Annotated in this window: 19 protein-coding genes; 6 read left to right on the forward strand and 13 right to left on the reverse strand. The window is 65.5% G+C overall.

Going from position 1 to position 24,573, the window contains the following annotated elements:
* Positions 1 to 17: 17 nt before the first annotated feature.
* Positions 18 to 1,433 carry an FAD-binding oxidoreductase gene (locus ELS24_RS26200; protein WP_127185787.1) on the reverse strand — a complete coding sequence of 472 codons (1,416 nt, stop codon included), beginning with the start codon at positions 1,431 to 1,433 and terminating at the stop codon, positions 18 to 20.
* Between the two features lie 99 nt (positions 1,434 to 1,532).
* Positions 1,533 to 2,162, reverse strand: coding sequence for a BPTD_3102 family carboxylase-like protein (locus ELS24_RS26205; RefSeq protein WP_050448066.1), 630 nt, complete (start codon positions 2,160 to 2,162; stop codon positions 1,533 to 1,535).
* A 319-nt stretch (positions 2,163 to 2,481) separates the two neighbouring features.
* Here ELS24_RS26205 and ELS24_RS26210 point away from each other — a divergent pair, with 319 nt between their 5' ends.
* Both ELS24_RS26210 and pgi read left to right on the forward strand, forming a co-directional pair.
* Positions 2,482 to 3,876, forward strand: a complete 1,395-nt coding sequence (locus ELS24_RS26210) for a phosphomannomutase/phosphoglucomutase (RefSeq protein ID WP_127185788.1) — start codon at positions 2,482 to 2,484, stop codon at positions 3,874 to 3,876.
* A gap of 7 nt (positions 3,877 to 3,883) precedes the next feature.
* A complete protein-coding gene (gene pgi, locus ELS24_RS26215) occupies positions 3,884 to 5,437 on the forward strand; it encodes a glucose-6-phosphate isomerase (RefSeq protein WP_127185789.1) in 1,554 nt (517 codons plus the stop codon).
* Between the two features lie 26 nt (positions 5,438 to 5,463).
* On the opposite strand, the gene ELS24_RS26220 is transcribed toward pgi, so the two are convergent.
* The 10 genes from ELS24_RS26220 to coq7 form a co-directional block, all read right to left on the reverse strand.
* Positions 5,464 to 6,591, reverse strand: a complete 1,128-nt coding sequence (locus tag ELS24_RS26220; protein ID WP_050448069.1) for a glycosyltransferase family 4 protein — start codon at positions 6,589 to 6,591, stop codon at positions 5,464 to 5,466.
* Positions 6,588 to 7,745, reverse strand: a complete 1,158-nt coding sequence (locus ELS24_RS26225) for a glycosyltransferase family 4 protein (protein ID WP_164741307.1) — start codon at positions 7,743 to 7,745, stop codon at positions 6,588 to 6,590. Before ELS24_RS26225 ends, ELS24_RS26220 begins: the two co-directional genes overlap by 4 nt.
* Positions 7,742 to 8,857, reverse strand: a complete 1,116-nt coding sequence (locus tag ELS24_RS26230) for a glycosyltransferase family 4 protein (RefSeq protein WP_127185790.1) — start codon at positions 8,855 to 8,857, stop codon at positions 7,742 to 7,744. Before ELS24_RS26230 ends, ELS24_RS26225 begins: the two co-directional genes overlap by 4 nt.
* Positions 8,858 to 8,860: 3 nt before the next feature.
* Positions 8,861 to 10,792, reverse strand: coding sequence for an asparagine synthase (glutamine-hydrolyzing) (asnB, locus tag ELS24_RS26235; RefSeq protein ID WP_127185791.1), 1,932 nt, complete (start codon positions 10,790 to 10,792; stop codon positions 8,861 to 8,863).
* Between the two features lie 48 nt (positions 10,793 to 10,840).
* The gene (locus ELS24_RS26240; protein WP_127185792.1) at positions 10,841 to 11,983 is read right to left on the reverse strand and encodes a glycosyltransferase family 4 protein; all 1,143 of its coding nucleotides are present in this window, start codon (positions 11,981 to 11,983) and stop codon (positions 10,841 to 10,843) included.
* A complete protein-coding gene (gene murJ / locus ELS24_RS26245; RefSeq protein ID WP_050448074.1) occupies positions 11,984 to 13,333 on the reverse strand; it encodes a murein biosynthesis integral membrane protein MurJ in 1,350 nt (449 codons plus the stop codon).
* 1 nt (position 13,334) lies between these two features.
* On the reverse strand, positions 13,335 to 14,360 hold the full coding sequence (locus ELS24_RS26250) for an SDR family oxidoreductase (RefSeq protein WP_127185793.1): 1,026 nt from the start codon (positions 14,358 to 14,360) through the stop codon (positions 13,335 to 13,337).
* 10 nt (positions 14,361 to 14,370) lie between these two features.
* Positions 14,371 to 15,648: a Vi polysaccharide biosynthesis UDP-N-acetylglucosamine C-6 dehydrogenase TviB gene (gene tviB, locus ELS24_RS26255; protein ID WP_127185794.1), complete on the reverse strand. Its 1,278-nt coding sequence runs from the start codon at positions 15,646 to 15,648 to the stop codon at positions 14,371 to 14,373.
* 99 nt (positions 15,649 to 15,747) lie between these two features.
* Entirely contained in the window at positions 15,748 to 16,854 is a 1,107-nt protein-coding gene (locus tag ELS24_RS26260) for an MraY family glycosyltransferase (protein ID WP_050448076.1), read from the reverse strand.
* A gap of 745 nt (positions 16,855 to 17,599) precedes the next feature.
* Positions 17,600 to 18,277, reverse strand: a complete 678-nt coding sequence (gene coq7, locus ELS24_RS26265) for a 2-polyprenyl-3-methyl-6-methoxy-1,4-benzoquinone monooxygenase (protein WP_164741308.1) — start codon at positions 18,275 to 18,277, stop codon at positions 17,600 to 17,602.
* 123 nt (positions 18,278 to 18,400) lie between these two features.
* On the opposite strand from coq7, the gene ELS24_RS26270 reads away from it, so the two are divergent.
* The 4 genes from ELS24_RS26270 (at position 18,401) to ELS24_RS26285 (ending at position 22,832) form a co-directional block, all read left to right on the forward strand.
* The gene (locus ELS24_RS26270; RefSeq protein ID WP_050448077.1) at positions 18,401 to 18,844 is read left to right on the forward strand and encodes an OsmC family protein; all 444 of its coding nucleotides are present in this window, start codon (positions 18,401 to 18,403) and stop codon (positions 18,842 to 18,844) included.
* Between the two features lie 8 nt (positions 18,845 to 18,852).
* Positions 18,853 to 19,824: a thymidylate synthase gene (locus ELS24_RS26275; RefSeq protein ID WP_050448078.1), complete on the forward strand. Its 972-nt coding sequence runs from the start codon at positions 18,853 to 18,855 to the stop codon at positions 19,822 to 19,824.
* Positions 19,825 to 20,210: 386 nt separating this feature from the next.
* Entirely contained in the window at positions 20,211 to 22,274 is a 2,064-nt protein-coding gene (locus tag ELS24_RS26280; RefSeq protein ID WP_050448079.1) for a putative bifunctional diguanylate cyclase/phosphodiesterase, read from the forward strand.
* 75 nt (positions 22,275 to 22,349) lie between these two features.
* Positions 22,350 to 22,832 carry a dihydrofolate reductase gene (locus tag ELS24_RS26285; RefSeq protein WP_127185795.1) on the forward strand — a complete coding sequence of 161 codons (483 nt, stop codon included), beginning with the start codon at positions 22,350 to 22,352 and terminating at the stop codon, positions 22,830 to 22,832.
* 216 nt (positions 22,833 to 23,048) lie between these two features.
* Here ELS24_RS26285 and ELS24_RS26290 read toward each other — a convergent pair whose 3' ends face one another.
* Positions 23,049 to 24,467 (reverse strand): PLP-dependent aminotransferase family protein, encoded by a 1,419-nt coding sequence (locus ELS24_RS26290; RefSeq protein WP_127185796.1) that lies wholly within the window; start codon positions 24,465 to 24,467, stop codon positions 23,049 to 23,051.
* Between the last annotated feature and the right edge of the window lie 106 nt (positions 24,468 to 24,573).

Here is a 24,573-nt window from a genome sequence, read left to right on the forward strand (position 1 = left end):
TCCGTCGCAGGCACGTGCTACGCCTGCAACACCTTGCCCGGATTCATGAGCCCCTGGGGATCCAGCGCGCGCTTGATCCGGCGCATCAGTGCCAGTTCAACCGGGCTTTTGTAGCGCGGCAGCTCGTCCCGCTTGAGCTGCCCCACCCCATGCTCGGCGCTGATGGAACCCTGGTGGGCATGCACGCTGTCATGCACCACACCATAGATCTCGCTTTGCAGCGCCAGCAGTTCGGCTTCGGTCTGCCCCGGCGCGTTGGCCACGTTGTAGTGCAGGTTGCCGTCGCCCAGATGGCCGAAGATGACGTGGCGCACGCCCGGAAAGCGTGCCTGCAACAGGGCATTGGTCTTGTGCACGAAGCCGGCGATGGACGAAATGGGAATGGACACGTCATGCTTGACCGACTTGCCCAACTCGGCTTCGGCCAGCGGAATGCTTTCGCGCAAATGCCACAGCGCCTTGCTCTGCGCCACATTGGCGGCAATGGCGGCGTCGTTGATCAGGCCGGCGTCGATGGCCTCGCCCAACACGGCTTCGAAGCGCTCGCGCGCGTGCGCCTCGCTTTCGCTATCGGACAACTCAAGCAGCGCAAACCAGGGGGATTCGGCGGAAGCGCCTTCGAAAGGCAGGCGCTGTTGCGGGAACAGGCGCACCACCCCTTGCAGGCAGGCGTTGCTCATGAGTTCGAAGCCCGTCAGCGCCGCGCCGAAGCCGGCGCGCGCGCGTGACAGCACTTCCACGGCCTGATCGATGGTGTCCAGCGTCAGCAGCGCGGTGCAGGACGCCACCGGGCGGGGAAACAGTTTCAGCGTGGCCGCGGTGATGATGCCCAGCGTGCCTTCGCTGCCGATGTACAGGTCGCGCAGATCGTAGCCGGTGTTGTCCTTGCGCAGGCCGCGCAGCCCGTCCCAGATTTCGCCCTCGGCCGTCACCACTTCCAGGCCCAGCGTCAGGTCGCGCGTGTTGCCGTAGCGCAGCACCTGCGTGCCCCCGGCATTGGTGGCCAGATTGCCGCCAATGGTGCAACTGCCTTCGGCGGCCAGGCTCAGGGGAAATAAGCGGTTCGCCCCCGCGGCGGCTTCTTGCACCGCTTGCAGAATGCAGCCCGCTTCCACTGTGATGGTGTCGTTGTCGGTGTCCAGGTTGCGAACCGCGGTCAGGCGGGCCGTGGACAGCACCACGGCGCGGCCGGTGTCGTCAGGCGTGGCGCCACCACACAGGCCCGTATTGCCGCCCTGCGGCACCACCGGCACGCCATGGTGCAGGCACAGCTTCACGGCGTCGGCCACTTCCTGCGTGGAACCCGGCCGTATCACCGCCAGTGCCGCGCCCCGATAGCGGCGGCGCCAGTCAAGCACATAAGAGGCGGCGTCCTCGCCGGTCAGCACATGGGTAAAGCCCAGGAGGGACTGTAGATCGCTCAGCAATGTCATAGGCGCCGCACAAGAAAGGCCTGGAGCGCGCCCCAGGCTGGGGTGTAGGGATGTGCGGGCTATTGTAGGGGCGGAATCGCGCGGGCCGAAAGCGCCGCGCTAGCCCACGGCCTGGTCGAGCCGGGTGCCGGTCAGGCCCGAGCAGTACGCGCGCGAGGCGATGCGGTTCATCAGGAAAGCGCGGTCGATACCGGCCGGGCCGGGCATTTCAGACAACGCGCGGTAGGCACGGCGCAATGCTTCGCCGCGCGTGGCGCCGTACACCAGCAGCCGGGTGCAGGGCAGGCGGCGGTCAACGCAGCCGTCGATACGCATTTCCAAGGCGTGGGCGCCGATGGCGTCGGGGCTGGCCGCGATGGCGCCGGCATGCGGCTGCACGTTGGCGCTGATCACGCGGAATACGCCGCTGCGGTCGTCCAGGGAAAAGGCCACGGCCCCGGTACCCTTCCAGCCACGGTCGCGTGCGACCTCGGTGGCGACGCCACGCAAGGCTGCCTCGATGGAAGGCGGCAGATGCGGGGCGGGGCATTCGGCGATCAGCACGCGGGCCTCGCGCCAGACGCAGCGTTCCCAGGCACGGCCCGCGACCATTTCGCCCGCCTCGGACACGAATACATGGATATCAAGCCGGCGTTCCTGGCCAGCGCCCGGCCCGGCGTAGTCCGTGGGAGGACCGCGCCGGCTGGTGGCGCGCCCCGATGACATCACAGTGGAAACTTTGGCACCCATGGCCCCTCCTGTCTTTCTGCTTGCAGCGCAAGCGTATCACCTTCGGATGACGAGCAAATTGTGTGCCATGCGCGCGGCCCCCGGAACGGCCCCGTCCCCTCTTCTCTCGCGCACCGGATCAAGGCGGCACGCCACGTGCTACGCACCAATGCAGGGCGGGCGCCACCCCTAAGACGTCCTACTGCTCCCGTCGGATGAGAGCCATGCGCCAATGGGGGATAATTCACTTTTGATGCTTAACCCAGCCGGGTTCTGATATACGGGTTTACCACTAACCCCGTCAGCGCTGGCGCTGCAACTCCCTACTCAAGGAATCGTCGTGGGTAACAACAACACGCAATTTCCCGCTTCTGTCTTCAAGGCTTATGACATTCGCGGCACGGTGCCGGACCTGATCGACGCGACGTTCGCGCGCGCCTTGGGCGTGGCATTGGCCGCGCGCGCGCGCGACGAAGGCGTGCAGACCCTGGTTGTGGGCCGCGACGGCCGCCTGAGCAGTGAAATGCTGTCCGACGCCTTGCAGGAAGGCATGCAGGAAGGCGGCGTAGACACGCTGGACGTCGGCATGGTGCCCACGCCCCTGGTGTACTTCGCCGCGAACATCATGCAGACCGGCTCCGGCGTGGCCATCACCGGCAGCCACAACCCACCCAAGTACAACGGCTTCAAGATGATGATGGGCGGCCGCGCCCTGTATGGCGAAGAGGTACAGGCTTTGGGCACCGCCATGAACGGCGCGAGCCCGGCCCCGGCCGAACGCCCCGGTGTGCGCCGCCAACTGGACCTGATCGCCGCCTATATCGCGCGCGTGGCCTCCGGCGTGAAGCTGGCCCGCCCCATGAAAATCGCGATCGACTGCGGCAACGGCGTGGCCGGCGCGGTGGCCCCGCAGCTGTTCCGCGCACTGGGCTGCGAAGTGACCGAACTGTTCTGCGAAGTGGACGGCACCTTCCCCAACCATCACCCGGATCCCGCCGAACCCAAGAACCTGCAAGACCTGATCAAGTGCGTGGCCGAGACCGACTGCGAACTGGGCCTGGCCTTCGACGGCGACGGCGACCGCCTGGGCGTGGTCACGAAATCGGGCCAGATCATCTGGCCCGACCGCCAACTGGTGCTGTTCGCCCGCGATGTGCTGGACCGCAACCCCGGCGCCACCATCATCTACGACGTCAAGTGCAGCCGCCACGTGGGCCTGTCCGTGCAAGCTGCTGGCGGCGTGCCGCTGATGTGGAAAACCGGCCATTCGCTGGTCAAGGCCAAGCTGGCCGAAACCGGCGCGCCGCTGGCCGGCGAAATGAGCGGCCACATTTTCTTCAAGGAACGCTGGTACGGCTTTGACGATGGCCTGTACACCGGCGCGCGCCTGCTGGAAATCGTGTCGCGCGAAGCCGACGCCTGCGCGCCCCTGGAGGCCCTGCCGCAAGACGTTTCCACGCCGGAACTGAAGCTGGAAATGGAAGAAGGCCAGCCGTTCACGCTGGTGAAGGCCTTGCAGGACCAAGGACAGTTCGCCGACGCCAAACGCGTCATCACCATCGACGGCGTGCGCGCCGAATACGCCGACGGCTTCGGCCTGGCCCGCCCGTCGAACACCACACCCGTCGTGGTGCTGCGCTTTGAGGCCGAGAACGCCGAGGCACTGCAACGCATCCAGGCCGACTTCCGCCGCGAATTGGGCAAGCTTGCGCCAGAAGCCAAATTGCCGTTCTGATCCTCTCATGTCGCTACCGAACAGCCCAGCCTGGCAACAATTCACCGCGGCGGCCAAAGCCGCTCCCTTGCGCGGCGAGCAACTCAGGGTGATCAATGCGCCGGGCCTACGCCTGGATCTAAGCACCCAGGCGCACTCGCCCGCCTTGCACGCAGCGTCTGAAGCGCTGCTGGCTCAGCAGCAGTTTGACGCCGCCCGCGCCACGCTGTTTGACGGCGGCCACGCCAACTGGACCGAAGGACGCGCCGCCTGGCACACCGCCTTGCGCGCGGCCGAGCCCCCCGCCCCGGTTGCCAGCGCCGTGCAGGCCGAACGGGATCGCTTGCGCGAATTCGTGCGCGAGGCCGACCGCAGCGACCGCTACGGCTACGTGCTGCACCTGGGCATCGGCGGCAGCGATTGGGGGCCGCGCCTGGTGACACGTGCGCTGCGCCATGGCGGCGCGCGACGCGAAGTGCGGTTTGCATCGAACGTGGATTCGCACTCCGTCGCCGACGCCATGAGCCGGCTGGATCCGCACGACACGCTGGTCATCGTCGCGTCCAAATCGTTCACCACGACCGAACCGCTGGCCAATGCGGAAGTGGCCATGAACTGGCTGCGCGACGCCGGCGTGGCCGACCCCATCAAGCAGGTGGTGGCAATTACCGCCAACGTGGAAGCCGCGCTCAACCTGGGCATCCTGCCCGACCACATCTTCCAGATCTGGGACTGGGTCGGCGGCCGGTATTCGCTATGGTCCGCCATCGGCCTGCCCATCGCGCTGGCCTTGGGCAACGACGCATTTGATCAACTGCTGGCCGGCGCCGCGGCCATGGACGACCATTTCCGCACCGCGCCCAACGCGGAAAACGCGCCGCTGCAAATGGCGCTGGCCGGCGTGGTCAACCGCAGCGTGCTGGGTTATGACTCGCTGGTGATTGCCCCCTACGACTCCCGGCTGGTTCACCTTGTGCCGTGGGCCCAGCAGTTGGAAATGGAATCGCTGGGCAAGATTGCCACGGCGGACGGCAGCCCCGTCGGCTTGCCGACCGGCCCCGCCGTCTGGGGCATGTCCGGCACCGACTGCCAGCACACCTTCTTTCAATGGCTGCATCAGGACGTCATGGGCGCGCCCGTGGATTTCATTCTTTGCGAGCAGCCCAACCACGCCTATGCGCGCCACCATGAACTGCTGATCGCCAACTGCCTGGCGCAGCGTTCGGCGCTGCTGCGCGGCAAATCCTTTGACGACGCACTGGCCGAAACCTCGGCCACGGAAAGCGATCCGGCGCGCGCGCGGATGCTTGCAAAGCACCGGGTTCACCCGGGCGGCCGTCCGTCATCGCTGATCGTGCTGCCGCGCCTGGAAGCCTATACCCTGGGTGCGCTGCTGGCCATGTACGAACACAAAGTATTCGCGCAAGGCGTGATCTGGGGCATCAACCCGTTTGACCAATGGGGCGTGGAATTCGGCAAGGCGCTGGCCAAGCACATCATGCGCGAACTGGATTCGCCGCAGACCAGCCAGCAAGATCCCTCCACCCGCTTCTGGATCGACGCGATCGCGCGCGGGCGCTAGGCGGGATCAAACCGGAATCAAGCGACTCAGCCGCTCAGCGCGTCGTAGAGTTCGACATGGATGCGGGCAACCCGCCCGATGTCGAATTCGCGCTCAGCCAGCGCACGGCCCGCCGCGCCCAGGGCCTGGCGCAAGGCGGCATCTTCGACCAGCCGCGCGATGGCGTCCGCCAGCGCCTGAGCGTCACGCACCGGCACCAGCAGCCCGGTTTGGCCCGGTTCGATGGCGTCGCGGCAGCCCGGCACGTCGGTCGTCACCACCGCCCGCCCGCATGCCGCCGCCTCGATCAACGATTTCGGCAAACCCTCGCGGTAGGAAGGCAATACGGCGACATGGCTGGCCGCATACAGCTCGGCAATGTCCGACCGTTCACCCAGCGCCTGGACGGCGCCGTCACGTTGCCAGGCATCCACCTCTTGCTGCGTGGCCGACGCGGGGTTGCCCGCGTCCAGCCCACCCACCAATTGCATGACCACCGGCACACCACGCGCGCGCAGGATAGTGGCTGCCTCGACGAATTCGCGCACGCCCTTATCGCGCAACAGGCGCGCCACCATGGTGACCACGACGGGCGGTGAAGGCGGCTCGGGCGACGCGCGGTAGGCATCCAGGTCCACCCCCGCGCCGCGAATCATGACGACCTGCTCGTCGCGCACCGCACCCAGTGACTTGAGCAGGTCGCGGTCATTGGCGTTCTGGAAAATCACGCGGCTGTTGGGGTGACCCAGCGCCAAGCGATACAGGCGCGCCACCACGGCGCGCACCAATCGCATCTTCAGGGAATTCGACAGGAACACGAAGCCCAGGCCGGAAATCGCCGCCACCATGCCGGGCACGCGGGCCAGGCGCGCGGCAATGCCGCCATACAGCACGGGCTTGATCGTGACCAGATGGACCACATCGGGACGCACGCGACGAAACAGGCGCAGCAACGCCAGCAATGTGCCCAGTTCCTGCAAAGGATGTTTGCCACTGCGCGTCATGGGAATGGCGTGATGCGTCATGCCCAGCGCCTGGATGTCGGCCACGGCGGGACCATCCATCGTGGCCACATGCACGTCGTAACCCGCCTGTTGCGCGGCCAGCGCCACCGGCACGCGATGCGACATGAAGAAGGCCGGGTTGTTGACCACGAACATCAGGCGGCGGCTCATGCCTGGCCTCCCGCAATATCGCGCCATACGGCGATGTAGCGCTGCACCATGCGCGCCAGATCAAAGTTTTCAAACACGCGCGCGCGCCCTGCCTCGCCCGCGCGCCCGTGGCCGCGCGCAGCCACGTCGCACAAGGCAGTCTCGATGCCGCGCGCCAGCGCCTCGGCTTGCTCGGGCGGCACGATGAGGCCGGTATCGCCAACGATATAGGCGGCGTCGCCCACGTTCGTCACCACGCAGTAAACGCCGCAGGCCATGGCCTCGGCCACCACGTTGGGAAAGCCCTCGGCGCAGCTGGACAGCACATGCACGTCCAAGCCGTTCATCACCGCCGGCACGTCGTCGCTGGGGCCGGCAAGAATCAGGCGGTCGCGCAGGTTCAGCTTGTTGATCAAGGCGGCAAGCTCGGCGTTGTCGGCCGTCATGCCGCGCCCGACCAGCACGCAGCGCAAGCCGCCGTCGCGGCCATCGCGCACCAGCGCGGCCACGGCGCGCAGCAGGTTGGCGTGGTCTTTCAGCGGGTCCCACCGGGCCACGCTGCCGATCACGGGCGCGTCTTCCGACAAGCCCCATTGCGCGCGCACGCGCGTGCGCGCTTGCGCATCGGGCGCATAGCGCGACAGATCGTAGCCGTTAGGAATCACCACCATGCGGTCGCGCCGGTAGCCTCTGTCGGCATGCCGTTCGGCCGCGTTCTGGGCGGCGCAAACGATGGCACGCGGCACGCGGCCGGACAGCCATGCGCAAGCCCGCAAAACCAGGCGCGCCGACCGGCTGCTGCGTTCAAGGTGCGCACCGGAATTGCGGATACCCCAGGCGATGGCACGCACGCCGGCCAGCCGCGCGGCCAGGCCGCCGATCAGGTCCGCGTGATACATCCACGTCTGCACCACGTCGGGGCGCTGGGTGGCGATCAGCCGGCGCAGCGTCAAAAAGCCGCTTGGGCTGACACGCCCGCGCTTCATGCCCAAGGCATGCACCGCCACGCCCGCCGCGCGCAGGCGCTCGCCGTAGATGCCTTCATCGGTCAGCGACACCACGGTGTGCGACACGCCGGCCTCCGGGTAGGTGGCCAAGCGCAGCAACACGGATTCCGCGCCACCCTGCCCCAGGCCGGTAATAACGTGCAGGACGCGCAATGCCGGGACGTTCATCGCTCCTCCCGCACCGCTTCGAACAGCTCGTCCCATTCCGACAGCACAGTGGCCAGGGCGTAGCGCTGGCGCACAGCGGTGGCGGCGCGCACGCCCAACTGCCGACGCAGCAGCAGGTCGCTCATCACGCGCTGCAAGGCCTCTTGCAAGGCGTTGCGGTCGCCCGCGGGCACCAGCAGCGCATCCTGGCCGTCGCGCGTCATTTCGCGTGGGCCGCTGGGGCAGTCGAAAGCCACGCAAGGCAGGCCCAACGACATGGCTTCCAACAAGACATTCGGAAAGCCTTCCACCAGCGAGCTCAGCACGAACGCCTGGCCGCGCGCCAGTTCTTCCCAGGGCGCTTCGGTGCGGCCCGGCAGGCTGATGCGTGCTTGCAGGCCCAGTTTTTCCACCTGCGCTTCCAGAGCCGCGCGCTCGGGGCCTTCGCCCCAGATACGTAGGTTCCAGTCGGGGTGCGACGGCGCCAATTGCGCGAACACGTCGATCAACAGATCAAACTGCTTGTCAGGCACCAGCCGGCCCATCGCCAACAATTCACGCGGGCCATCGTCTTCACGCTGAGCCACGCGCGGCGCGTCGAGCAAGGGCGCGGGCAAGGGGTTGGGAATGACGGCCAGGCGCTTGATGCCCGGCACCTGGCGCGAAAAGGGACCAGCGGTGTCTTCGGCCTGCACGGTAACCATATCGGCGCGCGGATACAGCAGGCGGCGCAGCCTGCGCCACACCGTGCCGGTGGTGGTTTCGGCCACGGGGTTGGTGCGTTCGCAAACGATAAGCGGCACGCCCAGGCCCCGCGTGGCGAGGATGGCGGCCACGTTGACGTTGGTCAGGAACGACACGACCACATCGGGCTTGGTGTCGCGGATATGCTTGCGCAAGGCCATCAGGCGCTTGAACGCGGCCATGCCGCCCGACGCCCGCGTGCCGGCGATATCGGCCAGCCAGGCGAGTGTGACCTTGTCCGACACGGGATAGAAGCAGGTGCCCTTGGACGAATAGGTAGGCGTCAACGTGACGGTGTCGCCGCGTTCGGCCCATGCGTTGACCAGCGTCGCGGCCACCCGTTCGGCGCCGCCCGCGTGCATGGAACTGACCAGCATCAAAATTTTCATGCGTCAACGACTCCCAATAGTTCCCCCTTGATCCGGCGCGGCGCGATAGCGGTCCAACCAGGCTTGCATCATCAAGACGCCCCACAGGTGGCTGTCCCAATTTCGATGGCCCGAGGTGTGTTCGCGCCATTTGCGCAGAATGGGTTCGGGTTCGAACCAACCTTCCTGGCGCAGCCGCGCGGGGTCCAGCAACGCATCGGCCCATTCGCGCAGCGGCCCGCGCAGCCACGCGGCCAGCGGCACGGCGAAGCCGCGCTTGGGGCGGTCCACCAGCGCCTGCGGCACATGCCGATGCAGCACCTGGCGCAGCAGCCATTTACCGGTATTGCCGCGCACCTTGTACTGATGCGGCAGGCTCCAGGCGAATTCATAGACACGATGGTCGATCAGCGGCACGCGCGTCTCCAGACTCACCGCCATCGCGGCGCGGTCCACCTTGACCAGGATGTCGTCGGGCAGATAGGTAATCGTGTCCAGCTTCATCATGGCTTCGAAGGTCGAGCCCTGCATGGCGCGCGCGAATTCCGACACCGGTTCCACGCCGCCCTTGACGACTTGCGTGGGGTCGGCCCAGTACGACACGAAGTGGCGGTAGAAGTCGCCACGCGTATCCGTGCGCAACAGCTCGCCCAGCTTGCCGACCTTGCCGCGCCACGCGCCACGTCCGGGAAGATGGGTGGTCGCGGAAAGCAGCGCGCCAGCCGGCTTGCGCAGCATGGCGGGCACGCGCTCGCATTGCTGCCACCAGTTGTTCACGCGGAAATAACGCGAATAGCCGCCGAAGAGTTCATCGCCGCCGTCGCCCGACAAGGCCACGGTGACGTGCTGGCGCGCCATCTTGGTGACGAGCGACGTGGGAATCTGCGACGAATCGGCAAACGGTTCGTCGTACATATCGGCCAGCGACGGCACCACCGCCAACGCGTCGTCCGCGGTGACGTAGAGTTCGGTGTGATCCGTGCCCAGATGCGTGGCGACGGCCTTGGCGTGTTGCGCCTCGTCGTAGCCTTTCTCGTGGAAACCGATGGCGAAGGTGCGCACCGGCTTGGCGCTTTGCGCCTGCATCAGCGCCACGATGGTGGACGAATCAATGCCGCCTGACAGGAAGGCGCCCAGGCTGACGTCGGACAGCATCTGGCCACCCACTGCCTTGGACAGCACGCTTTCCAGCGCCTGGGCAGCCTCGTCGTCGGAGCCGAAGGTCAACGGCGACCGGGCCGCGCTATCAGCGGCTTCGCGGGCGGACCAATACACGCGCGGTTCCGGCATGCGGCGGCTGCGGGCGTCGTCGGCGGTGAATTCAATCCAGGTGCCCGGCGGCAACTTGTTGATGCCCTGATAGATGGATTGCGGCGCCGGAATGTAGTTGTGGCGCATGAAAGACGCCAGCGCATTGCGGTTCAGCTCGCGGCCAAATCCCGGGATGGGCATCAGCCCCTTCAACTCGGATGCAAACACCAGCTCGGCGCCCGAAAAGCCGTAGTACAGCGGCTTTTCGCCCATGCGGTCGCGCGCCAGCGTCAGCTTGCGCGACGCGCGATCCCACAGCGCAATGGCGAACATGCCGACCGCGGCCTGCAAGGTGGCTTCGATGCCCAGGGCAGTGAAACCGGCCAGCAGCGTTTCGGTATCGGAATGACCCCGCCAGGACGGCGCCAGCCCTGATTTTTCAAGCTGCTGGCGGATGTCCAGGTGGTTGTAGATCTCGCCGTTGAACACCATCACATAGCGGCCGCAAGCGGACGTCATGGGCTGGTGGCCGGCTTCGGTCAGGTCCAGGATGGCCAGGCGCACGTGGCCCAGCGCCACGTCGGCTTCCGGGTCTTCCCAGAAGCCGTTGCTGTCTGGTCCGCGATGGCGGATGCGGCGGCAGCTTTCGGCCAGCACGCGCTCCTTGTTCCCGATGGGGCCCCAAATTCCGACTATTCCACACATGATGAAGTTCTCGTGGTCACCGTAGCAACGGCGCGCGCCGCGCGGACCCTAGCGGCCCGGCTTGCGCGCGTCGTCAAAAAGTTCTTGCCATTGCTGCAACACGCGCGCGGCGGAAAAACGGTCGCGCACATCGGTTGCCGCTTGCGCCATCCGCTGGCGCCTTGCGTCGTTTTCCATCACATCGGACAGCGCCTTGCACAAGGCCGGTACATCGCCATTGGGCCGCACCAGCACGCCGTCGATGCCATCGCGCACGATCTCGCGCGGTCCGGTATCGCAATCGAACGAGACGGCGGCCAGACCGCTGGCCATGGATTCAAGCAAGGTATTGGACAGCCCTTCAAAGCGCGAGGTCAGCACATACAGGTCTGCGCTGTCGTACCAGTCGCCCACGTTGCCGGCGCGGCCGGGCATCGAGATGCGCGAGGCCAGGCCGGCCTGGTCGACTTGCGCTTGCAGCGCGCCGCGTTCATGGCCTTCGCCCAGAATAACCAGATCCCAATCCGGATGCGATGGGGCCAGCGCGGCAAACGCCTGGATCAGCAGATCAAACCCCTTGTCCGCGTGCAACCGGCCAACCGCCAGCAGGCGCTTGCGGCCGTCGGTCGTGGTGGGAACCAACAGGGGCTCGGCGCGCGGCAAGGGCCAATGCACCGGGTTGGGGATGACGGCCAGGCGCGAGCCCGGCACGTGCTGTTCGATCCAGTCGGCCGTGCCACGGGTCAGCGCAACGACTCGCGCCGCGCGCGGGTAGGTGATGCGGCGCAGGCGCTGCCACAGGCCGGACAGCGTCTGCGACGGCGGATGCGTGTGCTCCGTGGCGATCACCCGGCAAGGAATGCCCGTGCACGCCAGCACCGACAGCACCGACGCCGTGGTCATCATGCCCAGCACGATGTCGGGGCGGAATTCCTTGACCACGCGACGCAGCGCCCGCACGCGCTGCACGTTGCTCCAGAGGCCGCGCAAGCCGCCGCCCTCGCCCGCCGTATGCAGGACTTCGCGGCGCACCTTGGGATGCAGCGCGTAGACGTCGCCGTCCGCGCTGGCCTGCGTCACCACCATGACCTCGCGGCCCATGTCGGCCCAGTGCGCGCTCAGGTCGGCGGCAACGCGCTCAGCGCCACCGCCATGCAGTGAATGGATGAACAGCAGCACGCGCAATGCGCGGCCGGAGTCGGCGTCGGACATTCAATCGGCCTCCTTGGGTTCAGCCTTGCGCATCGCCACGACGAGGTAGCACGCGAAGGACAGCACATACATGAGGCTGGTTGCCAGCATGATGCCGGCCGCGCCCATCTTGGGCGCCAGCACGGTGTTCAACACGGCCTTCAGCGCAAAGTTGGCCACGGCGATGGCGGCCATGATGCGGTAGCGGTTCTGGCTCGCCAGCAATTGCACCAGGATCAGCACGCCAAAATAGAAAGGCAGTTGCAACAGGCCCCAGCGCAGCACGTGCGCAACGACTTCGGTGTTTTCTGCCGTGAAGGCGCCGCGTTCGAACAGCACGGCCACGCCCCACGGGGCCAGCACCCAGCCGATGGCGACGACCACGGCGCCCGCGCCCACCATCAGCACGGACCACTTCAACGCCATGCTGCGCGCGCGGGCGGTGTCGCCACGCGCCTGCACATCGGCCAGCACCGGCAGCGCGGCGCGCCCGACCGACACCGCGCCTATGCCCAGCAGCAAAGACAACAGCCGGCTGGCGTAACCCAGCGTGGCGTTGGCGTTGGCGCCCAGGTTGGCGGCGGCGTACTGGTCCAGCGGGCCGACAAAGCTCATGGCCACCTGGCCGATCAGCATGACCCCAGCCGCGCCCATCAGTTCGGGCCAGTGCGGCGAACGCAGCGTCAACCGTGGCGCGCCCCAGAATCCGCCATCGGCACGCGCGGCCAGCCAGGCAAGCCACACGGTCTGGATGGCATAGCCCACCAGCGTGCCCCACAGCAGCGGGCCCACGCCGTCGGCGCTGACGGCCAGCATGACCCACGCCAGTGTCGCCACGGCAGGCACGCTGTCCAGCAAGGTATTGACATGGCGTTCGTGCGCGCGCAAGCGCGCGGCGCTGATGCCGGCGATGAGCAGCAGCGCCGACACCGGAGCGAAGGCGATGAGCAGGTCGCCCGTCATGCCGCGCACGCGCTCGGGCAAGCCCTTGCCCAAAGCGTCCACGACGTAGGGCCAGGCGAACCAGGTTGCGATGGCCAGCGCGATACCGGCCGCGGCCACCCAGCCTTGCAGTTCTTTGATGAATTGGTCGCGTTCAGTGTCGTCCGCGCGGCGCAGGCGGACCAGCACGGGAATCAAAACCACCGACAGCACGCCCACGATGGTGACCGGTAGCCAGGTGGCCATGGTCATCGTGAACTGATAGGCGTCCACGGCGTCGCTGACGCCGTAGCGGTACGCCACCGCCATCTCTTTGATGGCGCCGGCGGCCTTGCCCAGCAGCAGGAACACCGCCACCCGGAACGCGCCCTTGAAGATGCGCTGGTGGTCCGGGTGGATGTTGCCGAGTTTGCGGACGAGTGCTTTCAAATCAACGCAGGAATTGCGTGTACCAGGGCATGGCCACTTCCAGGCCTTGCAGCACGGTGTGCGACGGCGCGTAGCCCAGCAGTCGACCCGCCTTGCTGACATCGGCCTGCGAATGGCGCACGTCGCCGGCGCGGAAATCCGCGTAGACGGCTTGCTTGTCGTAGTTCACGTTCTGGTTGCCCAGGGCCTTGACCAAAAAGCCGAACAGGTCGTTCAAAGTGCTGCGACCGCTGACGGCCACGTTGTAGACCTGGTTGCGAGCTTCGGGCGGCGCCATGGCGGCCAGCAGGTTGGCCTGTACCGCGTTATCCACAAAGCAGAAGTCGCGGCTGGTTTCGCCGTCGCCGTTGATGGTGACGTCTTCGCCCTTGATCATGGCGGCGGTCCACTTCGGGATCACGGCGGCGTAGGCGCCGTCCGGGTCCTGACGCTTGCCGAACACGTTGAAGTAGCGCAGGCCTACGGTTTCGAAGCCGTAGGAACGCGCGAACACGTCGGCGTACAGCTCGTTCACGTACTTGGTGACGGCGTAGGGCGACAGCGGCTTGCCGATGTGTTCTTCCACCTTGGGCAAGGCCGGGTGGTCGCCGTAGGTCGAGCTGGACGCGGCGTAGACAAAGGACTTCACGCCGGCGTCGCGCGCGGCGACCAGCATGTTCAGAAAGCCGCCGATGTTCACTTCATTGGTGGTGATCGGGTCTTTCAGCGAACGCGGCACGGAACCCAGGGCGGCCTGGTGCAGGACGTAGTCCACGCCTTCGGTCGCGCGTTGGCAAGCGGCCAGGTCACGAATATCGCCTTCGACGAAGGTGAAGCGCGCCCATTGCTCGGCCGTGACCGAGGTGCGCACTTCATCCAGATTGCGCTGGTGGCCGGTGGCGAAGTTGTCCAGGCCGGTCACGGTCTGGTTCAACTTCAGCAGCGTTTCCAACAGGTTCGAGCCGATGAAGCCGGCGCACCCGGTCACTAGCCACTTGCGCGGCTGGGCGGTGAGTTCTTGCTTGATGGTTTCATATCGCGTGGTCATGGCGAGATCCTTACAGGCGCAGGTCGGATTCGGCGGGCGACAGCACGTACTTCAGGTCATACAGCACGTGTTGCGACTTGCCCAGCTTGCGGATGCCTTCGGCGCCCATGGCCTTGAATTGGTTGTGCGCCACCGCCAGGATCACGGCGTCATACTTGCCCTCTTCGAGCTTGGCAACCGGGGTCAGGCCGTATTCGTGCACCGCTTCGTCCGGATCGACCCACGGGTCGTAGACGTCCACATCGACGTTGTAGTCGCGCAGCTCGCTGACGATGTCAACGATGCGGGTGTTGCGCAGGTCGGGGCAGTTTTCCTTGAAGGCCAGGCCCATGACCAGCACGCGCGCGCCTTGCACATGGATACGCTGCTTGGTCATGCACTTGACCAACTGCGACACCACGTAGCCGCCCATCGAATCGTTCAGGCGGCGGCCCGCCAGGATGATTTCGGGGTGGTAGCCGATGGACTGCGCCTTGTGCGTCAGGTAGTACGGGTCCACGCCGATGCAGTGGCCGCCCACCAGGCCCGGGCGGAACGGCAGGAAGTTCCACTTGGTGCCCGCGGCTTGCAGCACGGCTTCGGTGTCGATGCCCATCTTGTTGAAGATCAGGGCCAGTTCGTTGATCAGCGCGATGTTCACGTCACGCTGCGTGTTCTCGATCACCTTGGCGGCTTCGGCCACGCGGATGCTGGACGCCTTGTGCGTGCCGGCAGTGATGATTTCCTGGTACAGCTGGTCGACCAGCTCGGCGACTTCGGGCGTGGAGCCAGAGGTGACCTTCTTGATGGTGCTGACGCGGTGTTCCTTGTCGCCCGGGTTGATACGCTCGGGGCTGTAGCCCGCGTAGAAGTCCACGTTGAACTTCAGGCCGGACACACGTTCCAGCACCGGCACGCAATCTTCTTCGGTGGCGCCGGGATAAACGGTGGATTCATAGATGACGATGTCGCCGCGCTTGAGCACCGCGCCGATCGTTTCGCTGGCTTTGACCAGCGGGGTCAGGTCGGGCTGCTTGTATTCGTCGATGGGCGTGGGAACGGTCACGATGAACACGTTCGCCTGGCCGAGTTCGGCGCGGTCGGCTGTGTAGCTCAGTTGAGCGGCTTCGGCCAGCTCTTCGTCGCTGACTTCCAGCGTGTGGTCGTGGCCAGCCTTCAAGGCGTCAATACGGCGCGTATTGATATCAAACCCGATGACCGAGCGCTTCTTGCCGAACTCCACCGCCAGGGGCAGACCGACGTAGCCCAGGCCCACGACAGCGAGTTTCACATCCTGAATTCGCAACATAACTCTCCCTTCACCGTAAGACGTTTACGGCATTCTAAATATGGTCGGGTGATTGATGATTAACGAGCCCCCGACGGCAATCGCCGGGGCACTCAAACCTTAATCCGAGGTCTTCAGCACGGACGGCAACAGCAGCCACCCCGGGCGACGCCAGGACACCAGGCGGGCGTACAGCCAGACGTAGACGCTGGCGAACACCACCAGGCTGGCGCCCAGGGCCCACGCGTTGTCCCACCAGATGGTGGCCGGCACCAGGCCGATCAGCGCCAGCACCCACATGTAGGGCGACGCCATCGCGTTGCACAGCGCCGGCACCGCATGGCGGCGGCCACGGCTGAAGGTCACGCGAACCAGGCGGCGGAACACCAGTTGGTGCAGGTGCAGCGCGTCGGGCTGGTCAACCGGCACGCCGCGCTTGAAGCGGCGGCGCCAGATCGAAAAGCCGGTTTCGAAAACGGGGTAGAACAGCACGGCCAGCGCATAGAAGGGCGACACCGACGGGTTGCGCACCACCAGCAACACGGCCAGCTCGGCCAGCATGAAGCCCAGGAAGTACGCCCCACCATCGCCCAGGAAAACGCGGCCGAACGGGAAGTTCCAGACCAAAAAACCCAGGGTGGCGGACGCCAGGGCGGCCGCGATCATGAAGATGGGCACGTCGCCCACTTGCAGGGCCACCAGGCTGATCGACACCGCCATCAGCGTGGCGACCATGCCGGCCAGGCCGTTCATGCCGTCCACGATATTCAGCGCATGGGTACAGCCGCCCACGGCAAACATGGTGAACAACAGCGATACGGGCCAGTACGACAGCACGTAATCCACCGGGGCCATGCCGACACGGCTGACCCCGCCCAGCAGCCACCAGGCAATAGCCGCCGACAGGAACGCCGCCAGCAAGCGCTTGCTGGCGCCGATATCTTTCGTAATGTCTTCAAGCAGGCCGGCCACGAAGACCGGCAGGGCGGCAACGAACAATGCCGGCCAAAGCCAGGTCAGCGTCATGTTGGCGGGGCCCAGCACCAGCAGGCCCAGCAGGGTGCCGGCCAGTACGGCCAGGCCGCCAACGCGGGGCGTGGCTCGGGAATGGTTCGCTTGCGGTTTGTTGAGGTCGCTGTCGCCGGTGAAGCGGCCATGCCAGCGCTCCGACCACACGATGAGTCCCCCCACCATGAACGCGACCACGCAGATATACAGCCAGGTCACTTGATCACCTTTCTTGGTCTATGGAGACAGGCCCGCCATTATCGGGGGCAGGTGTAACGCCCATATATGGGAGGAATAAGGAAGTGCAATTCACGGGCACGAAACGTAACTCCCGGGTCAGGGGCGTTCTTTCGCACGGAAGTCCAGGATTCATGCAGGCGATTGTAGATCTTTCCGCCTTGGCGCATGCGAAATATCCCAGGGAAAACGCGGATGCCTCCATAGGGAGGAGGCACCGTCATTCCAAGGCCTACGATGAACCTGCACTTACAAATAGGGACACATCGAAGGCGCGCAAAAAAAAGCCCGAGATCGTGAGATCTCGGGCTAAATCCACCAAAGGAGGAGGGTGGAGGAGACAACCGTGGCATGTTGGGAGCTGACCTTCTGCTCGCTTTGCTGTCGGGGTTTTGCACCGCGCCGACTGCGTTTCAACATCCGATGTGTGAATATTAACGAGGTTTTTTGTGCGATGCAAGAATTTTTTTGATCTCTGTAGAAGGTCAAATTCCGCGTTGCGTTTTTGCTGCAAATTTACGGCTACCCCCTTGGAAACCCGCAGCCACAAATGACTTGGCCGAAAAAAGGGTTTTTGCCGAACGGGTAAACCCCTTGGGGATTTACCCTCGTCGGTTTCGGGTAATCCCGCCTGAATTGTCGCACCATTTTGGTGCAATCTGCACCAAAATGCGACCAGATTGGTGCGTCGCAACATTTCTGCCGGCGGGGCCAAAACCGTCACACTTCAGATCCAATACGCCGTCGTGGTCATCACTTTGGACATCGCCCGCATGGCCGTCTTTACAGGGCCTGGCAGCGGTACGCCCCCTGCCCGCTCGGCGCTGGCGCGGTGCTCCGCTTCGTCGTCTTTCATCTTCCGGACGACCTCGCGCGAGCGCTCATCCTGCACCGGCAAGGTGCGTAGATGCTCTTCCAGATGTGCCTCGACCTGCTTTTCGGTTTCGGCCATGAAACCCAGGTTGCGCGGCACGCCGGCGGCGCTGGCCAGCACGCCCAGGGCGAACGAACCGGCGTACCAGACCGGATTCAGCAGGCTGGGCCGGCTATTCAATTCCGTCAGGCGCTCGTTGCACCAGACAAGATGATCCACCTCCTCGGCGGCGGCATTCAGCAGCAGCGCGCGCGGGGCGGGTTCACGGCACACCGAGGCTTGCCCGCGATACAGCGCCTGGGCGCAGATTTCACCCACGTGGTTCACGCGCATCAATCCGGCTGCATGGCGCTTTTCCTCTGCCGACAGCGTGTCGGGCGCTTCCGGCGTCTTGGCCGGATAGGGCCGCCCGGCCGTGGCGCTGTTGGACAAGACACGCAAGGCGCGGTCGGCTTCGGCCAGCAGGGCATCCAGTGGGCCGACGCGACGGCGGAAGGAAACAGGTCCGGATTGGGACATGGCGATGGACATGGGCGACTCCTCTGCAAGACTGACCACACACCCCTGATGCGGGGCGGGACTCTCATGCCTGGAATTGTACGCAACGGGTATCATCAGCCATTGACTGCGCGCAATGTGGAAGGACACTCAAAAATGGAATGCACGATAGCCTGGGGCGGCCCCAACGGCATGCTCTTTACCGCCAGCACTGGCAGCGGCCACGTGGCCGTGATGGATGGCGCCGTGGATGGCGGCGGACACAACCTGGCGCCCCGCCCGATGGAAATGCTGTTGGCCGGCACCGGCGGCTGCACGGCCTACGACGTGGTGCTGATCCTGAAGCGCGGCCGCCACGCCGTTACCGGCTGCAGCGTCAAGCTGCAAGCGGATCGCGCCGAAAGCGACCCCAAGGTCTTCACCCGCATCCATTTCGCCTTCACCGTCACGGGCCGCAACCTGCCTCAGGCGGCGGTGGAACGCGCCGTGCAGTTGTCGCACGAAAAGTACTGCTCGGCCTCGGCCATGCTTGAGAAAACCGCGGCGATGACCTTTTCGGTCGAAATCGTCGACACCCAGGACGCGCCGGCCGCAGCCTGAGAACCGCCATGAAACAATATCTAGACCTCGTCCAATCCATCCTGGACACCGGCGCTTGGCAGGAAAACCGGACGGGCATTCGCACGATCAGCATGCCGGGCGCCTCGTTGCGCTTCGACCTGCAGAAAGGCTTTCCCGCCGTCACCACCAAGAAACTGGCTTTCAAATCCGCCATCGGTGAAATGGTCGGATTCCTGCGGGCCTCGCGCAGCGCGGCCGAATTCCGTGAACTGGGCTGCAAGGTCTGGGACCAGAACGCCAACGAAAACAGCCAGTGGCTGGCCAACCCGTACCGTGAAGGCCCGGACGACCTGGGCCCGGTTTACGGCGTGCAATGGCGCCAATGGCCGGCGTACAAGCTGTTGGACGCCAGCCGCCCGGCGCAGGTACAAGATGCCTTGGCGCGCGGTTACGCCAAGGTAGCCGACCTGGAAGAAGGCGGCGTGGCCAAAGTCTTGCTATATAAGGCGGTGGACCAGTTGCGCCAGTGCCTGGACACCATCCACGAGCGGCCCGGCGACCGCCGCATCCTGTTCCATGGCTGGAACTGGGCCCAAATCGAAGAAATGGCGCTGCCGCCCTGCCATCTGCTCTACCAGTTCCTGCCCAACGCCACGACCCGCGAGATTTCGCTGTGCCTGTACATCCGATCGAATGACGTGGGCCTGGGCACGCCATTCAATTTGACGGAAGGCGCCGCGCTGCTGCATCTGGTGGGCCGCTTGACCGGCTACACGCCGCGCTGGTTCACCTACTTCATCGGCGACGCGCACATCTACGAGAATCACCTGCCGATGCTGCGCGAACAGCTCACCCGCGAGCCCTACGAATCACCCAAGCTGGTGCTGTCCGACCGCATTCCGGATTTCGCTGTCACCGGGCGCTATGAACCGGAATGGCTGGAAAAGGTGGAACCCTCCGACTTTTCACTGTCCGGCTACACCCACCACGCCCCGCTCACCGCCCCGATGGCCGTGTAAGGTCGCGCTGGGCCCGCCGGCCGCTTCGGCGGCTGGTACCCGCCGAGCGCACGGACACTATGTGAAGATTGGTGAGCTTCTGGGCGCGCGATTTCGGTATAACCCATCCCTTAGCCCGGGACGCGCGTCCAGAACCGCGTGCGCGCCCAGGCTTCCGACCGGCTCATGCCGCGCCGCGCCCGCCGCTTGCCGCGCTACCGCGGCGCGCCCGGCAGCGCAGACCGCAGGCATTGCTTGCCACCTCCCCCTACCCGACAAGAGAGTACGTAAATCGCCAGCGTCGACAGCAGCAATCGTCTTGCGACCTGATTGCAACTGTTGACTACTAATTGATTTGATTTGAGGCCGGCGTGACGGCAGTAAGCGCTTAGGACAGGACCGCACAAATGCTCGTTGGAACTTATAACCCTTCGCTCGTCCTCGTATCTCTAGGGGTCGCCATCCTGGCGTCATATACGGCGTTGGGCATGGCCAACCGCGTGCGGGCCTCGAACGGGCTGCCGGCCGCGCGTTACTGGCTGGCGGGCGGGGCGTTCGCCATGGGCGTGGGGATCTGGTCGATGCACTTTGTGGGCATGCTGGCCTTCAACCTGCCCATCCCGATGGGCTACGACCTGCCCTTGACGATACTGTCGCTGGCCATCGCGATCGGCTGCTCGGCCTTTGCGCTGTGGATCGTGTGCAAGGACGAACTGCCATGGCAGCGCCTGCTCAGCGGCGCGTTGCTGATGGGCGCCGGAATCGCCGCGATGCACTATCTGGGCATGGCCGCCATGCGCATGGCGCCCGGCATCATTTACGACGCAAGGTGGTTTGCGCTGTCCATCGTGATTGCGGTGGTCGCCTCGGGCGCCGCGCTGTGGATCACCTACCGTCTGCGCCACGACGGACCGCGCCTGGCCCTGTCGCGACCGCTGGCGTCGGTGGTCATGGGCATTGCCATTGTCGGCATGCATTACTCGGGCATGGAAGCCGCCGCCTTCCCCGCCGGCAGCATCTGCATGGCGGCCGACGGCGGGATTTCGGCAGGCTGGCTGGCCATCGCCGTGACCGCAGTCACCTTGAGCGTGCTGGCGATTGCGCTGGTGGTGGCGGTGCTGGACAACCGGCTCGAGGCGCGCACATCGGCGCTGGCCTCTTCCCTGGCCGAGGCCAATGAAGAATTGGTGCAACTGGCCCTGCACGACACGCTGACCAAGCTGCCCAACCGCATCCTGCTTGAAGACCGCATGGAGCAGGCCATCGAAAGCGCCAGCCGACGCAAGGGCTATTTCGCCGTGCTGTTCTTCGATCTGGATGGCTTCAAGGCGGTCAACGACGCCTATGGCCACCACACGGGCGATGCCTTGCTGATCGACCTGGCCCAGCGCATCCGCCAGGCCCTGCGCACCCAGGACACGGTAGCGCGCCTGGGGGGTGACGAATTCATCGTACTGAGCGAAGTCATCGAACCCACCGACGCCGCCAACGTGGCAGACCGGCTGATCGAAGCCATTGCGCGCCCGGTCATGGTCTATGGCCACGAAGTGCTGGTGACCTCAAGCGTGGGCATCGCCATCTACCCGAACGACGGCGAGGACACCCACACGCTGCTGACCAACGCCGACGCCGCCATGTACCACGCCAAGCGGCTGGGCGGCACCGGCTACAGCTTCTTCGAGCCGTCCATGAACGCGGACGCGCACGAGCAGATCGAGCTGCTTCACGACCTGCGCCTGGCGCAGGAGCGCGGCCAGTTCGTGCTGCACTATCAGCCCAAATATGAAGCCCCATCGGGGCCGATCATCGGCGCCGAGGCGCTGCTGCGCTGGAACCACCCCACGCGCGGCCTGGTCGGGCCGGACCAGTTCATTCCCACCGCCGAAAAGACCGGCCTGATCCTGTCGATCGGCGAATGGGTGATCAACGAGGCGTGCCGACAGATGCGCGAATGGATCAACGCCGGCCAGGCGCACTGGACCATCGCCGTCAATATTTCGGCTCTGCAGTTCGCCCACGCCAGCCTGGTGGAGACGGTGCGCGTGGCGCTGGCGCGGCACGACGTGCCACCCTCTTGCCTGACGCTGGAAGTCACCGAGTCCACCGCCATGCGCGACGCCGAGGCCAGCCTGGCCGTGCTCAAGCGCCTGTCGGGCCTGGGCGTCACCATCTCGATCGACGATTTCGGCACGGGCTATTCCAGCCTGCTGTACCTGAAGCGCCTGCCGGCGACTGAATTGAAGATCGACCGCGGCTTTGTGAATCAGTTGGAAAACGACAATGAGGATGCGGCGATCGTGGCGGCCATCGTCGCCTTGGCGCAGCAGTTGAATTTGCGCATTGTTGCAGAGGGCGTGGAAACCGCTGCGCAACAGACGTTCTTGACGGGGCTGGGCTGTGATTCTCTGCAAGGTTTCCTGCTGGGCCGGCCGATGCCCGCGACTGAATTTCTGGAACACGCGACGAACTAAGGGGGAGCGAATTTGCTACGCTTACGCCGTCGCGCGGGCCGACCCCCGGCCCCGCCCCAACCGTAGCCAACCCGCATGCCCGCCAGCCTTACCCTGATCGTCGCCTACTCCACCAATCGCGTCATCGGACGCGACAACGCCCTGCCCTGGAAGCTGCCGGGCGATCTGGCGCATTTCAAACGCAGCACGCTGGGCCATCCCATCATCATGGGCCGTAAGACCTGGGATTCCCTGGGGCGCCCGCTGCCGGGCCGCAGCAATATCGTCATCAGCCGCAATCCAGACTTCAGCGCAGCCGGGGCCACCGTGGTGCCGACGCTGGAGGCCGCCATCGCCGCTTGCGGCGACGTGCAGGAAGCCTTCGTGATCGGCGGCGCGCAGATCTACGCGCAGGCACTGCCGATGGCGCAACGGGTATTGGCAACGGAAGTGCACGCCGACGTTGAAGGCGACGCGTTCTTTCCGTTGTTGCCGTCGTTTCAGTGGAAGGAAACGGGACGTGAAGCGCAGCCGGCGGAAAACGGCTATGGCTATGATTTTGTGGTTTATGAGCGGTAAGGGGTGTGGGGGGAAGTCGATGGGTTTCGCGCGATAGGCACGGGCATTCTTCTTGAATCCGTGCCGCGCTTCACCCATCCTACCGATTGAGTCCGGTGGCTGTGCGTAGGATGGGTGCAGCGCGGCACAAGCGTCAGAAGAACGCCTTGGCCAATCGCGCGAAACCCATCATGTAGCCTTCCTCGAACCCCATCGCGTCGCCTTCCGCCGCACCCATCACGCCGCCCCCGCATTCCGCATGAACCGCCACAACGCTGGCGCCTCGGAATACGCCACGTTGAAGCGCACCCAGGGCGTATCGGCCTCGTCCACATCGAAATACGATCCTGGCGCCAGCCAGATGCCGTCCTTCAAGGCCAGCTCCGCCAGGCCATTGGCGCCGCGCTCGCGCCATAGCCCCGCCACCTTCGCCCACAGGAACAAGCCGCCTTGCGGCCGGCCATGGATCTCGAAACCGTGTTGCCGCATCTGCTCGGCCACCACCCCATGCGCCTCGGCCAGCCGTTCGCGGGTGCGGGCGATGTGCGCGCGATAACGGCCTTCACGAATTACCTGGTGCACGATGCGTTCCATGATCTCCGGTGACGTCAGCCCCACCGCCATCTTGGTGCGCGCAATATCCCGAACCAGGTCACGGTGCGCCACCACATACCCCACGCGCACCGACGGGCTGATCACTTTGGAATACCCGCCCAGGTAGACCACCCGCCGCGCGCCGTCCAGCGCCGCCAGCATCGGCGTCACGCCCGGCGCCAATTCGCGCGAGATATCGTCTTCAATCACCCACAAGCCATGCCGCTCGGCCGCTTGCAGGATGCGGAACGCATTGGCCATGCCGATGCTGGCGCCCGACGGATTCTGCAACACCGTATTGATGAACAGCGCGCGCGGCCGATGCAGCGCCGCCACGCGCTCCAGCGCTTCGCAGTTCAGCCCGTCCACCGTGCGCGGCACCGACACCACGCGCAGCCCCGCCAGCCGCAGCAGTTGCAACAGGTTGGCGTAGGCGGGCTGCTCGACCACCACCGTGTCGCCTGGCCGCAGCAAGGTGCGGATCACCATGTCCAGGCCGTGCGTTACCCCTTGGGTCAGCAGCACCTGTGACGCTTCCACCTCCATCCCTTGCGCGCTGAGGCTGGCCGCGATGGTTTCGCGCAGCGGCGCATAACCGTAAGGGTGCCCGTAATTGGCGATACGCATCGCCGGCACCCGGCCCATGTGGCGCAGGGCAACATGCAGCCCCTCTTCATTCAGCCATTCGCCGGGCAGCCAGCCACAGCCTGACTTGATGGGGATGGAGTGGTCGGCAAAGATGTCCGACAGCAGCCAGCCGGCGTTCAGGCGCGGCGGTTCCCATGACAGCGGTTCGCCCCGGCGGGCCGGCGCATCCGGCGACGCCACCCGATAACCCGCGCCCGGCCGCGCGGCCAGCCAACCCAGCGACACCAGGCGGCTATAGGCGCTGGCCACCGTGAAGGTGCTGACGCCGTACTGGCGCGCGAACTCGCGCACCGAGGGTAGGGACATACCCGGACGCAGCGTCTGTTCCTCAATAGCCCGCAGAATGGCCGCGACCAATTGCTCCACCAGGGTCGGGGCCAGTCCGCGCGCGCGGTTGGGCTGAAAATCAATCACGACGAAGATAACTGTACAGTTGTGGCACCCGTAACTATACAGTTAGCGGTCTTTGCGCAGATCGTATATTTTCATTCCCCCTGGGACGGACCAGAATCAACTGAAT

The sequence above is a fragment of the Achromobacter spanius genome (assembly GCF_003994415.1).
Taxonomy (GTDB): Bacteria; Pseudomonadota; Gammaproteobacteria; order Burkholderiales; family Burkholderiaceae_B; genus Achromobacter; species Achromobacter spanius_C.